The organism is Acinetobacter sp. 70_2 (assembly GCF_056736115.1).
In genome coordinates, this window is the sequence record NZ_JBWZIP010000015.1 from 1,460,818 (window position 1) to 1,475,389 (window position 14,572).

Below are 14,572 nucleotides of genomic sequence, written 5' to 3' on the forward strand. Positions count from 1 at the left end.
TGCATTGTGTCAAATCAACAACAGATGGCTGCTCAAACAGCAACTTTTTGGCAAGGTGCCAAAGATAGTCAAGCCATCGTACTTACCTATTTACCTGTTTCTTTTGCTTTTGGTGTTTCTGCATCTCAATTTGGTTTTAGCCCGTGGGAAGCATTTTTTCTTTCTTGTTCGATGTATGCCGGTGCTAGCCAATTTCTAGTGGTGGCTCTTTTAGCAAGTGGTTCATCTATCTGGTTAACTGCCCTAACGGTTATTGCACTTGATATTCGCCATGTCCTTTATGGCCCAGCGCTCTATAACCTAATTGCAAATAAACTGAACTTAAAAAAGACGGCTGTTTGGGCTTGGGGTCTTACAGATGAAGTTTTTGCGAGTGGAATGATTCAGCTTTCACAGCGCAAGCAGCAATGGTCTGAATCTTGGATGTTAGGTTTAAGTCTGTTCAGCTGGATGTCTTGGGCAAGTGGTTCGTTGTTAGGTGGACTATTTGCAGATCAAGTCGCTCATCTTCCAAAATTTTTACAAGCAGCTTTAGACTTTTTACTACCAGCTTTATTTTTAAGTTTTTTACTCGCGGCTTTTGAACGTAAACATACTTTGGTTGTCGCTGTATCTTTAGTAGTTTCAGCCTTAGCCTGTTATTGGATTAACTTATCTGCTGCTATTTTTATTGGTATTTTTTCAGGCATTTTAGCGGGTCTATTTAAATATTATGTGCTGAAACAGTTTGATGAGGTTGAAGCCTGATATGAATTTAGAAATTATTTTGGTGGGTATTATTGTTGGTATTGCCAATTTTGCTTCACGCTTCGGACCATTTTTCGTTATACAAAAACTACAAGGTTCTCATCAAAAACGTGGTTCTGTATGGATAAAAATTGCATTGGGAAGTATTGGTATATCTGCAATTAGCGCCATGCTTGTGGTAGCAACCCTTCCACCACTTCTTAAAAATCCAGATAAAAGTTTAGCTATGCTCATCGGCTTTCTGGTTTTAGCAGGTCTTTATTTTAAATTTAAGAAAATTGTTCCAGCAACGTTAACTGCTGCGCTCGTTTATGGCTTGATCTACACTTATTTACCTTTATAAATAGATAAACTTATCAACCTTATATAATATATAAATACTAGAAGTGATTAAGAATAATAACTTCTAGTATGAAAACTCATTTTTGAAATTTATTAAAAGATAACACCATCTAGCGATTAGAGATAAAAATGTCACAAGTTAAAATTTATGCAAATGAACAAACCATCATGCAGTATCGAGAAATGCTTTCTCATGCAGTTCATCAGGCCCTCATTGAAGAGTTGAAATACCCAATAGAGAAAAAATTTCAAAGGTTTATTAGCCTTAAACCGGAAAACTTTATCTATCCATCAGATCGAAGCCAGCACTACGTTATTATTGAACTTTCAATGTTTACTGGCCGAAGTACCGAAGCCAAGAAAAGACTCATTCAAACTTTATTTCGTAATATTGAACAGTATTGCCGAATTGCCCCACAAGACATTGAAATCACTATTTTTGAAACCCCTAAAGAAAATTGGGGCATCCGTGGTCAAAACGCAGATGAATTACGTTTAAATTATCAAGTTAACGTTTAAAAACGACTTACGCATTGTCTGACAAAATTCATCTTTTTATGCGTTATAAGGCTTAACTCCACCATAAGTTCTGCTATGCTTAAAAAAATAATTTTGTCAGGATGATTCGCATGAGCGTGACACTCGGTACCCCCCTTCAATCTTCTGCATTTAAAGTTTTATTGTTAGGTTCAGGAGAGCTTGGCAAAGAAGTTGTAATTTCCCTACAACGCCTTGGTGTCGAAGTACATGCAGCCGACCGTTATGATCACGCACCAGCCATGCAATTTGCACACTTTTCTTATGTGTTAAACATGGCTGATCCTGCTCAATTAAAACAGCTCATTGAAAAAGTTAAACCGAATTTAATTGTTCCAGAAATTGAAGCAATTGCGACAGAAGTTTTGCTTGAGATTGAAGCTAACCAAACAGCAACTGTTATTCCTTCTGCTAAAGCTGTAAACCTCACCATGAACCGTGAAGGTATTCGCCGCCTTGCGGCTGAAGAGCTTGGTTTACCTACTTCTGCTTATCGTTTTGCTGAATCTTTAGAAAGTTTCCGCGCCGCGTGTGATGATATTGGTTATCCGAACTTTGTAAAACCAGTCATGTCATCTTCAGGTAAAGGTCAGTCTCGTGTAAAAAGTTTCGATGAAGTCGATGCTGCTTGGGAATATGCGATGCAAGGTGGCCGTGTTAATCAAGGCACAGTGATTATTGAATCTCAAATTGATTTTGATTTTGAAATTACCTTACTTACTGTTCGTGCTAAAAACCCTGAAACCGGTGAAATTGAAACTCACTACTGTGACCCAATTGGTCACCGCCAAGATGCAGGCGATTATGTAGAAAGCTGGCAACCTCAACCCATGTCCCCTGCTGCACTTGAAGAAGCAAAACGTATTGCAAATAAAGTGACAACAGCACTTGGTGGCTGTGGTATTTTTGGTGTAGAACTGTTTATTAAGGGCGATAAAGTTTGGTTCAGTGAAGTTTCACCTCGTCCACACGACACAGGACTTGTAACTTTAGCGTCTCAGTATCAAAGTGAATTTGAACTGCATGCACGTGCCATTTTAGGTTTACCTGTAAACACAACGCGTCACAGTGTGGCCGCAAGCGCCGTAATTTATGCGGGTGTAGATGCCAACAATTTAAGTTATAGCAATCTGAATGTAGCTTTAGCTCATCCAGATACCGACTTACGTTTGTTTGGTAAACCGGAAGGTTTCAAACGTCGTCGTATGGGTGTTGCAACTGCTCGTGCTGAAAATACTGATCTTGCTCGTACTTTAGCGAAAGAAACCGCTGATCAAGTAAGCGTTCAAACAAACTCTTAATTTTTACTTATTGGTAGACCCATTTTCATGATCAATACATCGCCATTGTTGAACTATGTCTCAAGTCATCATGATATTAAAGCCATTAATCAGTGGCGAACGGATGTAGAAAAGCAATTGCAAGATTCATATGAAAATGGGCAATCTATTCGTGAAATTATTAAAGCCCGTTCAGATCTAGTTGACGAAGCACTGATCTTTTTATGGAAACATGCTGAACTTGATCAGACTGAATTAGGTCTTTTTGCTGTAGGTGGTTATGGGCGCCGTGAAATGCTGCCCTACTCTGACGTCGATATCATGATTTTGTCAGAACATGAAATCAGTGAAGAAAATGAAAAACGTATCTCTACCTTTATTTCTTCATTATGGGACGTTGGAAACTTTAAACCCGGCATTAGCGTTCGTACCATTCAAAGTTGTGTTGAGCAGGCTGCTACCGATTTAACCGTTGCAACTACACTCATTGAAGCTCGTTTAATTACAGGTAATACTCAACTTGCAAGATGGCCTCGCCGCATTGTTTCGCAGACGTGGACAGATAAAACCTTTTATGACGCAAAAATGGCAGAACAAGCTAAGCGTTACCACCAACACAACAATACTGAAAGCAATTTAGAACCTGACATTAAAAATGCGCCTGGCGGTATTCGCGATATTAATCAGATTGGTTGGATTGCCAAACGCCACTTTCGTGTAAACCGTATTTATGACTTAGTACATTTAGGCTTTATTTCAGAATTTGAGCTGGGTGTTTTAGAAGAAGCTGAAAGTTTTCTTTGGGAAATTCGTCACCATTTACACCGTTTAGCGAAACGTGACGAAAACCGTTTACTTTTCGATCACCAAAGAGAAATCGCCGCAAAATTTGGCTATGTTCGTCAAGAAGGTCAACCTGTAAATTACGGCGTTGAGCAGTTCATGAAACGCTACTACCGTACGGCGCAACAGGTTTCGACATTGAATGAAATGCTGCTGGCGTATTTTAGCGAATCGGTGATTACCCCTCGACTACCCAACTACGAACGCAAAATTGAAGTTGTTAATGATCACTTTAAAATTGTCGATAATAAACTTGCCGTACAGCATCATAAAATATTTGCAGAACATCCAAGTGCGATTTTAGAGTTGTTCTATATTTTAGCGAATAGACCAGATATCGAAGGTATTCGCGCTCGTACTTTGCGCTTACTGATTCTTGCAGCGAAAAGAATTAACCAAAGTTACCGTAATAACCCAGAAAACCAAGCATTGTTTATGTCGATTATTCGCTCACCGTATCGTCTATACGATACCTTGGTTGCGATGAAACGTTATGGTGTTTTAGGAAATTACATTCCTGCTTTTGGGCAAATTATGGGTCTTATGCAATATGACCTATTCCATATCTATACAGTCGATGCTCACACATTACTATTACTGCGCAATTTAAACCGTTTTAGAGAGCCAGAGTTTGCTAAAGAGTTTCCTGTTGTAAGTTCGGTTTTCCAACGTCTTGCGCGTCAAGATATTGTATTTATTGCTGCTTTATTCCATGACATCGCAAAAGGTCGTGGTGGTGACCATAGCGAACTCGGTGCCGAAGATGCAATTGAGTTTGGGCGTGCACATGGCTTTACAGAACGTGAATGCAAATTAATTGCATGGTTGATTCAAAACCATTTGCTCATGTCACTCACTGCTCAGAAAAAAGATATTTCTGATCCAGACGTCGTAAAAGATTTTGCAGAAAAACTTGGCGATATGGAGCATCTCGATTATCTATACACCTTAACGGTTGCCGATATTAATGCGACAAATCCAAAACTTTGGAACACATGGCGTGCCTCGCTTATGCGTCAGCTTTATACGCATGCCCGTGATGTAATCCGTACTGGTTTAGGCCGTCCTGTTGACTATCAAATGCTGATTGAAGACACCAAATTTGCAGCAAGTGAATTACTCGTGAATAACTTCGCATTGGCAGATGTCGAAAAAGTATGGCAAGAACTTGGTGATGAATACTTCATTAAAGAATCGGCCGATGAAATTGCATGGCACACACAAGCTATTTTAAAACACGGCGATAACCCTGAGCCATTAGTCCTCTTACGTGCTCACCGTAAAGCAGCTCAAGATGCGGTACAAATCTTTATTTATACACGCGATCAACCTAACCTGTTTGCTACAACCGTTGCCGTTTTAGACCGAATGAACCTAGACGTTCAGGACGCAAAAATTATCACGGCAAGTACGGCATTTAGTTTAGATACCTATGTTGTACTCGATCGTTTCGGTACATTACTTACCGACCCAGAACGCGAAGAAACGGTTAAAAATGCATTAGTGAAAGCACTTAGCCAACCAGACCAATACCCGGGACTCATGCAACGCCGTATTCCACGTCAATTACGTCACTTCGATATTGAAAATACAGTCGACGTTACATTGAATGAAGCTTTACAGCAAAACATGGTCGAAATTTCAACACTTGACCATCCTGGTCTACTTGCACGTGTAGGTGGTTTATTTATGATGCAAGGTTTAGACATCCATTCAGCTCGAATTGCAACTTTAGGTGAGCGTGCAGAAGATATTTTCTTTGTCACCAAAAAAGATGGAAAACCGCTGAATCACGAAGAGGTTAAACTCTTCTCGGAAAAACTGAAAGCTGCATTAGATGAAGCATCTAATCAAATTTGTCAGCACTGAAACTCAACTACTTGGTAACTGTTTAATGAACTCTAGCTTGTCGTTATTACATCCGTATCCATTTGAAAAGTTAAACCAACTTTTTAAGGATATTACCCCAGCTAACCTTCCCTTGATTCCTCTATCAATTGGCGAACCGAAGCACCCAGCACCAGAGTTTGTTAAACAGGCTATTATTGATAACTTTAACCATCTATCCACTTATCCAAACAGTAAAGGCTTACCAGAGCTTCGCCAAAGCATTGCAGATTGGCTAACTAAGCGCTTTAAACTGAATAGTATTAGTGCTGAAAACCACATCTTGCCTGTGTCTGGTACACGTGAAGGGATTTTCTCTTTTGTACAGGCATTAATTAACCGTGAAGATGCACCATATGTGGTAATGCCAAACCCGTTTTATCAAATTTATGAAGGTGCAGCATTACTTGCCGGCGCAAAGCCATACTTCATTAATTGCACAGAAGAAAACGGTTACTTAGGTGATTTTGATGCCGTACCAGCAGAAGTTTGGGAAAAAACAGCCCTTCTTTTTGTATGTACACCAGGGAACCCAACAGGTACTGTGCTTTCTAAAGAACAATTTAAAAAGCTAATTGCATTATCTGATCAATATAATTTTGTTATTGCTTCTGACGAATGCTATTCAGAACTTTGGTTCGAGCAAGCACCTACAGGTTTATTAGAGGTTTGTGCAGAACTTGGTCGTGATGACTATAAAAACTGTGTCGTATTTCATTCACTGTCTAAACGTTCAAACTTACCGGGTATGCGCTCAGGTTTTGTAGCAGGTGATGCTGATTTATTAAAACCATATTTGCAATACCGTACCTATCACGGTGCAGCAATGCCTGTTCAACATCAACTTGCATCAATTACAGCATGGAATGATGAAGAGCATGTTGAAGAAAACCGTAAGCAATATCGTGCAAAATTTGACTTATTCCAATCTGAACTAGGCCATTTACTGCCATTACAAAAACCTGATGCTGGTTTTTACTATTGGCTAAAAGTTGATAATGATGAAACTTTTGCCAAGATGCTCATGGAAAAAGCACACATTAAAGTTTTACCGGGTCGTTATCTATCTCGTGATACGGAACAAGGTAACCCTGGAGCCAACCATGTACGTATGGCTTTAGTAGCAGATTTGGCACAATGTGAAGAAGTAGTTAAGCGTTTAAAAGCAGTTCTTTAAGTCTCTTCTTAGCAGTTGTACAGCCTTTTACTCAGGTTGTACAACTGGGCTATAACACTATTTATAGGTAATCAAAAGCACAGCAAAAATAATAAAAGCAACACTAGAACAATAGTATAAACCTGTCGCAGAGCGCTTAATTTTGTCTAAAACCCGCCCCTGAGCAAGTAATCCAATCAGTAGAATATTCCAACCAAGAACAACTCCAACCATCCATACACTCATGAGCAGTTTTTGAATTAAGCTAAACTTATATTGTATAAGCAGCATCAAACTACTATAAAACATAATATTTTTAGGATTTAGAAGACTAGACTGCACACCTAACATTAAACTTTTAATTTTGTTTTGCTTAAGGTTGGCTTGATCACTTAAATTATTGTCTTCAGTTGAAAAAGATAAAACACTAGATCTGGCTGCCTTAAAGCAAAGAACACTCAAATAAACTAAATAAGCTGCACCAAGCCATTTCAATAATGTAAGAATGCTACTGCTCAAATCTCCAAGCAGCATAAAACCAAACAAACATGCAGCTAAAATTAAAGCATTTCCGAAAGTAATGCCCAAAACAACACCATAGGTATAACCGCGTCCTTTTTGCAGAAGACTAGTGAGAATTAAAAAGAAATCTGGACCCGGAGATAACAATGCTAAGAAATGAGTAAATGCAATAACTAAAAAAACTTCCATAACAGCTTCATCTATAAAACAGTCTGGAAAATCTTAAAAATAGAATCGAATTATTTCTTGTAAATTATTGCGCGGCTGCAAGTTGGAACTGTCGAGGAGTAACGCCAGTATGTGCTTTAAATGCTTTATGAAAATGACTTTGATCACTAAAGCCTAAATTGACAGCCAGCTCTGCGAGTGAAATTCCTTGTTTAAGGAGTTCTCGAGCTTGGTTAATCTTTAAATTTATTTGAAAGGCATGCGGTGTTAAACCAACATTTGCTTTAAATAGCCGTATGATTGCGTATCTGCTCAAACCAACCTGCTGGGCAAGTTCCTCTAAAGAAATAAAATTCTCAGAAGAAGTAATCACATCGACCAAATTTAGAAAATCTTTATATAAATATTGAGGTTTTTGTATTTCTTCTAAAATAAAATGAGGCAATAACAAATGTATAAGACAATGAAGAAGCGACTGTTCTTTTTCAAGAATTAACTTTTGCGAATCAAATAATGTCTCATTCATTTCAGTAAAAGCTTCATATAAAGAGTCGTCCTTTATAATGAGCGGCTTATGCTGAGGTAGATGCAAATCAAAACCTTGTTCTTGAAATTCTGAATACAACTGACTTAACCAAGCTATATTTAAATGCAGCATTTGGTAACTCCAAGCCTCATTTGGCTTCGGGTTACAAGAATGTTCAATATGTGCGGGCACTATAACTAAAGTACCCGCAGAGATCTCTTGGGCAGTGCCAAAAGAACTTTGAAAAATGCTATTCCCCTCGTCTACCGCACCAATTGAAAATGTTGGATGACTATGAGATTTATAACATGTCCGACTACGACATGACTTTCGAGTTTCAACATATGGCATTCGCCGATCTTGCCAAAACTCGAAAGTTTGAGGAATAGCGTTCATTGAATTGATTAGCCCGCTAATGCTTTTTCAATATCGGCCTCTAATGCTTCTGGTTTGGTTGTAGGTGCATAACGATTCAAAACTGAGCCATCTTTGCCAACTAAAAACTTGGTAAAGTTCCATTTAATGCTACTGCTTCCCAAAATTCCTTTTGCTTCACGTGTTAAATATCTAAAAATCACATGAGCTTCAGGCCCTTTTACATCTACTTTGGCAAACATAGGGAACTTTACCCCATAATTTCGCTGGCAGAATGCCCCGATTTCTTTATTATTTCCTGGATCTTGCCCACCAAACTGATTGCAGGGAAAACCTAAAACTTCTAAACCTTGATCTTTATATTTTTCATAAAGTTTTTCGAGACCCGCAAATTGTGGAGTAAAACCACATTTACTGGCAGTATTTACAATTAATAAAACTTTACCTTTGTAATCAGCAAATTGCTTAATATCACCTTCTAACAATTCAGCTTCAAACTGATAAATGTTACTCATGGATAAGTTTCCTCGTCATTTTTTTCTTGTGTTTTAAGTTGTAATGATGCCGAGTTCACACAGTAGCGCAAACCAGTCGGCTGTGGTCCATCTTCAAAAACATGCCCAAGATGAGCTTCGCAATCATGACAAACAATTTCTGTTCTGACCATACCATGCGTTAAATCTTCATGTTCTTCAATGACCGTTCCATTTACTGGACGAAAGAAACTTGGCCAGCCGCAACCGCTATCGTATTTTGCATCTGACGAGAACAATTCCGCGCCACAACAACGACAAACATAAGTACCATGTTGCTTAGTGTTCCAGTATTGCCCCGTAAAAGCTGGTTCAGTGCCCTTTTGTCGCGTTATCCGATATTCTTCTGGTGATAACTCTCTTTGCCATTCCCGGTCTGTTTTATTAACTTTTCCCATGAGCTGCACCTTTTATTCTGATGTAAACATAAATTGATAATCGTATTTTATATTTACGCCATTCATCAAAAAAACACTAGTCTCTGAACGTAAAATTTGTTGGAATTTAATCATCTAAGCAATGGAAAGCAAAAGGTAAGCAAATTATAAAAACAAAAGTAAGCAAATTTATGCTTTATTTTCTTTCAAGGAAGCAAAGATGGTGCTATTCTTGTTTGGCACGGTTGTATAGGACAAAACATGTCTCAGAAAAAAAGTGTGCTTTTCCAGCAACTATTACCAGTTATCAAACAGTATCAGCAATCGGGCTTTACCCATGAAAAAATTGTTGAATTACTAAAAGATCAACACGATCTGAATTTGGTGACAGTTAAAACATTTAAAAGTTATTTATACCGATATGCAAAAGTGAATCCAGCTATGTCTAAAAATACTGCTACTCTCCAATCCATGCCAACTTCTCGTGAAATTAAGAAATCATCGAAGCTTGAGCATGTTTGTTATGACATTCGCGGACCTGTATTACGAGCCGCCAATGAAATGGAAGAGCAAGGACATAAAATCATTAAGCTAAATATCGGCAACCCTGCTCCATTTGGTTTTGAAGCACCACAAGAAATTATTAATGACGTTGCTTTAAACCTGCCAAATGCAATTGGCTATGTTGATTCGAAAGGTATCTTTCCAGCACGTAAAGCGATCTGCCAGTATTACCAGCAAAAAGGCATCCTAAATATGCACGTTAATGACGTGTATATTGGTAACGGTGTGTCTGAACTTATTGTAATGGCTATGCAAGGTCTACTTGACGATGGCGATGAAATGCTCATTCCAATGCCGGACTATCCGCTTTGGACAGCAGCCGTTAACCTTTCAGGTGGTACAGCCATTCACTATAAATGCGATGAAGAAAATAGTTGGTATCCAGATATTGCCGATATTGAAAGTAAAATTACTTCAAATACTCGCGGTATTGTGATCATTAATCCGAACAATCCAACAGGTTCGGTATATCCACGCCACGTGCTTGAACAAATTGTGGCACTTGCCAAGAAATACGACCTTATTCTATTTGCTGACGAAATTTACGACAAAATTGTTTATGACGGAATTGAGCACGTTTCAGTTGCCTCTTTAGCCGGCGATCAGCTATGTATTTCGTTCAATGGCTTATCAAAAGCTTATCGTATTGCGGGTTTCCGTTCAGGTTGGATGGCAATCACAGGCGATAGAAGTCGTGCATTAGATTATATTGAAGGCCTAGACATGTTGGCTTCTATGCGTTTATGTGCAAACGTACAAGCTCAATATGCAATTCAAACTGCTCTTGGTGGCTATCAATCCATTAATGACTTGATCCGCCCGGGTGGTCGTTTATATGAACAGCGCAATATCGCATGGGAAATGTTAAATGAAATTCCTGGGGTAAGCTGTGTAAAACCAGAAGGTGCGATGTATTGTTTCCCACGACTTGATCCTAACATTTACCCAATCGAAGATGATGAAAAATTAATGTTAGATTTACTTCGTGCCGAAAAAGTACTTTTAGTACAAGGAACGGGATTTAACTGGCCAACACCAGACCATTTCCGCGTTGTTTTCTTACCAGCAGAAAATGAATTACGTGAAGCAATTGGTCGTTTAGGTCGTTTCTTAGCAAATCGCCGTTAAAAAAATGCATAATAAAAAAGGCATCTTAAATTAGATGCCTTTTTTGTTTTTTATATCATCTATATATGCATTTAAAATTTATTCACTTCTATTTAAAAAAATTAATAAATTAAATTAATATATTGATTCATATATATTTTTAATAAATTTAATTCACCACCCTCCTTCCTTAAAAAGAAACCTAAATTTTTTACCATTCGATTAAATTATTATATTTTTCCTCTATTTGCTTTTTAGTAATTATGCAAAAAATGCATGAGTTGATATTTTTTTGCATTTCACACTGCTTCAAAATCGAGCAACAATCCCTTTCCATAACAACATCACCATATTCGATTCGGTTAACACTGATGCAGATTTAGGAAGATGAAATCAGTTAAAGGACCGAACTGAAGTTACAAGGAAAGCTTTTCAATCATCTCTAGCCCATCTAAAAGATGATTGAACCCAAAGGATAGAGGTTCATATGAAGCAAAAGAAATTGCTCAAGTATATTGTGGTTGCTATTTTATTAGGAGTATTGACGGGTTGGATCTGTCACCACTTCTTTAACGAAGGTGAGCAACTGAAGCAAATCGCTTCTTATTTTAATATCGTCACAGATATCTTTTTACGTCTCATCAAAATGATTATTGCACCATTGGTATTTGCCACAATTGTGTCTGGCATTGTATCTATGGGTAAATCAACTTCTATTGGTAGTATCACGCTTAAGTCAATGACTTGGTTTATTACTGCGTCGTTTGTATCGCTTGCAATCGGTATGGGCTTAGTCAACTTTTTCCAGCCTGGCGCAGCATTAAATTTAGTATTACCAACAGCTCAAGAACTCAGTAGCGCCACTCTCCCAGCGACTACTGGCTTTACACTACAGTCATTCTTAAGCCATGTATTCCCGCGCAGTATTGCAGAAGCCATGGCGAACAATGATATTTTACAAGTGCTTGTATTTGCTATTTTCTTTGGTTCAGCACTTGCTTATGTCAATCAGGGTAAAGAAAAAGACTCCGTTATTATTCGTCTAACGGATGAACTCAGTAAAATCATGTTCCGTATTACTGATTACGTCATGAAATTTGCACCTGTAGCAGTGTTTGCAGCGATTGCATCTGCAATTACTGTACAAGGCCTAGGCTTAATTGTTGACTACGGTATTTTAATTGCAGAGTTCTACTTCGGTCTTTTATTACTTTGGATCATTTTGTTCTCTGTTGGTGCAATCGTACTTAAAAAAGATATCTTCCGTTTAGGTAAGTTAATTCGTGAACCTGTAACACTTGCTTTTGCTACAGCTTCGAGCGAATCGGCTTATCCAAAAGTTATGGATGCCCTAAATAAGTTCGGTGTGCCTAAAAAAGTGACCAGTTTCGTTTTACCTTTGGGTTATTCATTTAACCTAGATGGTTCAATGATGTACACCACATTTGCAGTACTCTTTATTGCGCAGGCTTACCATATTGATTTGAGCTTCACCCAGCAAATCTTAATTCTGTTAACTCTCATGGTGACAAGTAAAGGTATTGCAGGTGTTTCGAGAGCTTCTATTGTGGTGATTTCAGCAACCCTGACGATGTTCCATTTACCTGAAGCTGGCATTTTATTATTGCTCGGAATTGATCAATTCCTAGATATGGGCCGCACCGCTACAAATGTGGTTGGTAATAGTATTGCTACCGCAGTCGTCGCAAAACTTGAAGGTGACAAAGTTGCTGATATTGAAGAGTCACCAGAACCAGTATTAATTAAAACAACACAAGAACAAACGATCGCTTAAGTTTCTCTTTTCTCCCACTCTCCCAACTAAAGAGCAATTTTATATGACCAATAAAATTGCTCTTTTTTTTATTCTAAAATTAAACAATCAAAATTTACGGACATTTTTATATTAAATAATAGTCCAAAAAATAGATTTTAACTCCTATTAAATTTCTCAAACCCAAACCTTAAAAAAAGAATAAAAACCAAACAATCAAAATTTATATTTTTAAAAATATAGATCAAACGCTTACTTTTTAATTCAATTTATTTCTTGTTATTTATATTAAATAACTGAAATTATTATTGAGTTTAACTATATGAATTTTAATATTATTTACAATTTCAACCATAACATTAAAAATCAATAATATAAAATTATCATATGGTAAATAAAACTTCAAAACTACCTGTTATTTTTTATTTTTATAATAATAAAAAAGTCATTTGTAATATTTATATAAAAAAGTAAAAAAAGAGAGATAAATTAGAAAAACTTAATAGATTTTTTATTTTTTTCATGATATTTATTAGCGCTGAATAAAAGCAATGACTAAATGATTGTTGTCGAAACAAAATGATATTCAGGGATGCTTCTTATTCAAACAAGTTGCGAATATGTTTTACATGGTATGTATTTTGCTTAGGACAAGCAGGCGTATTCAGCAAACTTCTACTTCGTCACTTCATAAGGATATTTTCGATGTTGACTAAAACTGTTAAATCTTTCGGTTTAGCTATGGGCTTATTGGCCTGCTCTCTCCCACTTTACGCAAAAAACAATGTTGTTGTCGTTGCTACTGGCGGTACAATCGCTGGTGCTGGCGCAAGCTCAGCAAATAGTGCAACTTACACAGCAGCAAAAGTTCCAGTTGATGCTTTAATCAATGCAGTGCCACAAATCAAAGATTTGGCAAATGTAAGCGGTATTCAAGCATTACAGGTTGCTTCTGAAAGTATTACTGACAAGGAATTATTACAAATTGCTCGTCAAGTAAACGACCTTGTTAAGAAGCCATCTGTGAATGGTGTCGTAATTACTCATGGTACAGACACTTTAGAAGAAACAGCATTTTTCTTAAATCTTGTTGTTCATACTGACAAACCAATTGTTGTTGTTGGTTCAATGCGTCCTTCAACTGCACTTTCAGCAGATGGACCACTTAACCTTTATAGCGCAGTTGCTTTAGCAGCTTCTGATGAAGCAAAAAATAAAGGCGTTATGGTTCTCATGAACGACTCTATTTTTGCTGCACGTGATGTAACTAAAGGCATTAACATTCATACAAATGCTTTTGTTAGCCAATGGGGTGCTTTAGGTACATTAGTTGAAGGTAAACCATACTGGTTCAGACAGTCTGTTAAACGTTTTGCAAATGCTTCAGAATTTAATATTGAAAATATTAAAGGTGATGCACTTCCACTCGTACAAATCGTTTACGGTTCAGACTCTATGCTTCCTGATGCTTATGAAGCATATGCAAAAGCTGGCGCTAAAGCGATTATCCATGCGGGTACAGGTAACGGTTCTGTTGCGAACTATATCGTTCCAACTTTACAAAAACTTCATGATAAAGACGGTATTCAAATTATCCGTTCATCACGTGTACCACAAGGTTTCGTATTACGTAATGCTGAACAACCTGATGATAAATATGGTTGGGTAGCTGCTCATGATTTAAACCCACAAAAAGCACGTCTTCTTGCAGCTTTAGCTCTTACCAAGACGAATGATGCTAAAGAAATTCAACGCATGTTCTGGCAGTACTAAGTTTTTCAACCAGCCCAACTCAGTTTGGGCTGGTTCTTTTCTCCTTAATTCTCTCCTTTAA

The 14,572-nt window shown here is 37.6% G+C and carries 13 protein-coding genes; 9 read left to right on the plus strand and 4 right to left on the minus strand.

Annotation, left to right across the window (positions count from 1 at the left end):
* Window positions 1-24 precede the first annotated feature (24 nt).
* From AC1PJ9_RS16005 to dapC, 6 genes are all read left to right on the plus strand, one after another.
* On the plus strand, window positions 25-747 hold the full coding sequence (locus tag AC1PJ9_RS16005) for an AzlC family ABC transporter permease (RefSeq protein ID WP_311088068.1): 723 nt from the start codon (window positions 25-27) through the stop codon (window positions 745-747).
* A 1-nt stretch (window position 748) separates the two neighbouring features.
* Window positions 749-1,090, plus strand: coding sequence for an L-valine transporter subunit YgaH (ygaH, locus tag AC1PJ9_RS16010; protein WP_263613527.1), 342 nt, complete (start codon window positions 749-751; stop codon window positions 1,088-1,090).
* A 128-nt stretch (window positions 1,091-1,218) separates the two neighbouring features.
* Window positions 1,219-1,608, plus strand: a complete 390-nt coding sequence (locus AC1PJ9_RS16015; RefSeq protein ID WP_263613526.1) for a tautomerase family protein — start codon at window positions 1,219-1,221, stop codon at window positions 1,606-1,608.
* A gap of 101 nt (window positions 1,609-1,709) precedes the next feature.
* A complete protein-coding gene (purT, locus tag AC1PJ9_RS16020) occupies window positions 1,710-2,927 on the plus strand; it encodes a formate-dependent phosphoribosylglycinamide formyltransferase (protein WP_311087798.1) in 1,218 nt (405 codons plus the stop codon).
* Between the two features lie 27 nt (window positions 2,928-2,954).
* Window positions 2,955-5,618 (plus strand): [protein-PII] uridylyltransferase, encoded by a 2,664-nt coding sequence (gene glnD, locus AC1PJ9_RS16025; RefSeq protein ID WP_263613524.1) that lies wholly within the window; start codon window positions 2,955-2,957, stop codon window positions 5,616-5,618.
* 25 nt (window positions 5,619-5,643) lie between these two features.
* Window positions 5,644-6,813, plus strand: a complete 1,170-nt coding sequence (gene dapC, locus AC1PJ9_RS16030; RefSeq protein WP_311088069.1) for a succinyldiaminopimelate transaminase — start codon at window positions 5,644-5,646, stop codon at window positions 6,811-6,813.
* Between the two features lie 57 nt (window positions 6,814-6,870).
* On the opposite strand, the gene AC1PJ9_RS16035 is transcribed toward dapC, so the two are convergent.
* The 4 genes from AC1PJ9_RS16035 to msrB all read right to left on the minus strand — a co-directional run bounded on the left by AC1PJ9_RS16035 (window position 6,871) and on the right by msrB (window position 9,314).
* Entirely contained in the window at window positions 6,871-7,503 is a 633-nt protein-coding gene (locus tag AC1PJ9_RS16035; RefSeq protein WP_311087799.1) for a LysE family translocator, read from the minus strand.
* Window positions 7,504-7,567: 64 nt separating this feature from the next.
* Complete coding sequence (locus AC1PJ9_RS16040; protein WP_311088070.1) at window positions 7,568-8,413, minus strand: AraC family transcriptional regulator; 846 nt, start codon at window positions 8,411-8,413, stop codon at window positions 7,568-7,570.
* Complete coding sequence (locus tag AC1PJ9_RS16045) at window positions 8,413-8,898, minus strand: glutathione peroxidase (RefSeq protein WP_002050111.1); 486 nt, start codon at window positions 8,896-8,898, stop codon at window positions 8,413-8,415. Before AC1PJ9_RS16045 ends, AC1PJ9_RS16040 begins: the two co-directional genes overlap by 1 nt.
* Window positions 8,895-9,314, minus strand: coding sequence for a peptide-methionine (R)-S-oxide reductase MsrB (gene msrB, locus AC1PJ9_RS16050; RefSeq protein WP_004702186.1), 420 nt, complete (start codon window positions 9,312-9,314; stop codon window positions 8,895-8,897). Before msrB ends, AC1PJ9_RS16045 begins: the two co-directional genes overlap by 4 nt.
* Window positions 9,315-9,554: 240 nt before the next feature.
* Here msrB and AC1PJ9_RS16055 point away from each other — a divergent pair, with 240 nt between their 5' ends.
* From AC1PJ9_RS16055 to AC1PJ9_RS16065, 3 genes are all read left to right on the plus strand, one after another.
* Window positions 9,555-10,985 carry a pyridoxal phosphate-dependent aminotransferase gene (locus AC1PJ9_RS16055; protein WP_263613522.1) on the plus strand — a complete coding sequence of 477 codons (1,431 nt, stop codon included), beginning with the start codon at window positions 9,555-9,557 and terminating at the stop codon, window positions 10,983-10,985.
* A 466-nt stretch (window positions 10,986-11,451) separates the two neighbouring features.
* Complete coding sequence (locus AC1PJ9_RS16060) at window positions 11,452-12,759, plus strand: dicarboxylate/amino acid:cation symporter (RefSeq protein ID WP_263613521.1); 1,308 nt, start codon at window positions 11,452-11,454, stop codon at window positions 12,757-12,759.
* A 684-nt stretch (window positions 12,760-13,443) separates the two neighbouring features.
* The gene (locus tag AC1PJ9_RS16065) at window positions 13,444-14,511 is read left to right on the plus strand and encodes a type II asparaginase (protein WP_022574713.1); all 1,068 of its coding nucleotides are present in this window, start codon (window positions 13,444-13,446) and stop codon (window positions 14,509-14,511) included.
* The last annotated feature ends 61 nt before the right edge of the window (window positions 14,512-14,572 follow it).

Coding starts and splice junctions, on each gene's coding strand:
- AC1PJ9_RS16005 (WP_311088068.1), top strand. CDS start 25: ATGGCTGCTCAAACAGCAACTTTTTGGCAAGGTGCCAAAGATAGTCAA.
- ygaH (WP_263613527.1), top strand. CDS start 749: ATGAATTTAGAAATTATTTTGGTGGGTATTATTGTTGGTATTGCCAAT.
- AC1PJ9_RS16015 (WP_263613526.1), top strand. CDS start 1,219: ATGTCACAAGTTAAAATTTATGCAAATGAACAAACCATCATGCAGTAT.
- purT (WP_311087798.1), top strand. CDS start 1,710: ATGATTCGCATGAGCGTGACACTCGGTACCCCCCTTCAATCTTCTGCA.
- glnD (WP_263613524.1), top strand. CDS start 2,955: ATGATCAATACATCGCCATTGTTGAACTATGTCTCAAGTCATCATGAT.
- dapC (WP_311088069.1), top strand. CDS start 5,644: ATGAACTCTAGCTTGTCGTTATTACATCCGTATCCATTTGAAAAGTTA.
- AC1PJ9_RS16035 (WP_311087799.1), bottom strand. CDS start 7,503: ATGGAAGTTTTTTTAGTTATTGCATTTACTCATTTCTTAGCATTGTTA.
- AC1PJ9_RS16045 (WP_002050111.1), bottom strand. CDS start 8,898: ATGAGTAACATTTATCAGTTTGAAGCTGAATTGTTAGAAGGTGATATT.
- msrB (WP_004702186.1), bottom strand. CDS start 9,314: ATGGGAAAAGTTAATAAAACAGACCGGGAATGGCAAAGAGAGTTATCA.
- AC1PJ9_RS16055 (WP_263613522.1), top strand. CDS start 9,555: ATGTCTCAGAAAAAAAGTGTGCTTTTCCAGCAACTATTACCAGTTATC.
- AC1PJ9_RS16060 (WP_263613521.1), top strand. CDS start 11,452: ATGAAGCAAAAGAAATTGCTCAAGTATATTGTGGTTGCTATTTTATTA.
- AC1PJ9_RS16065 (WP_022574713.1), top strand. CDS start 13,444: ATGTTGACTAAAACTGTTAAATCTTTCGGTTTAGCTATGGGCTTATTG.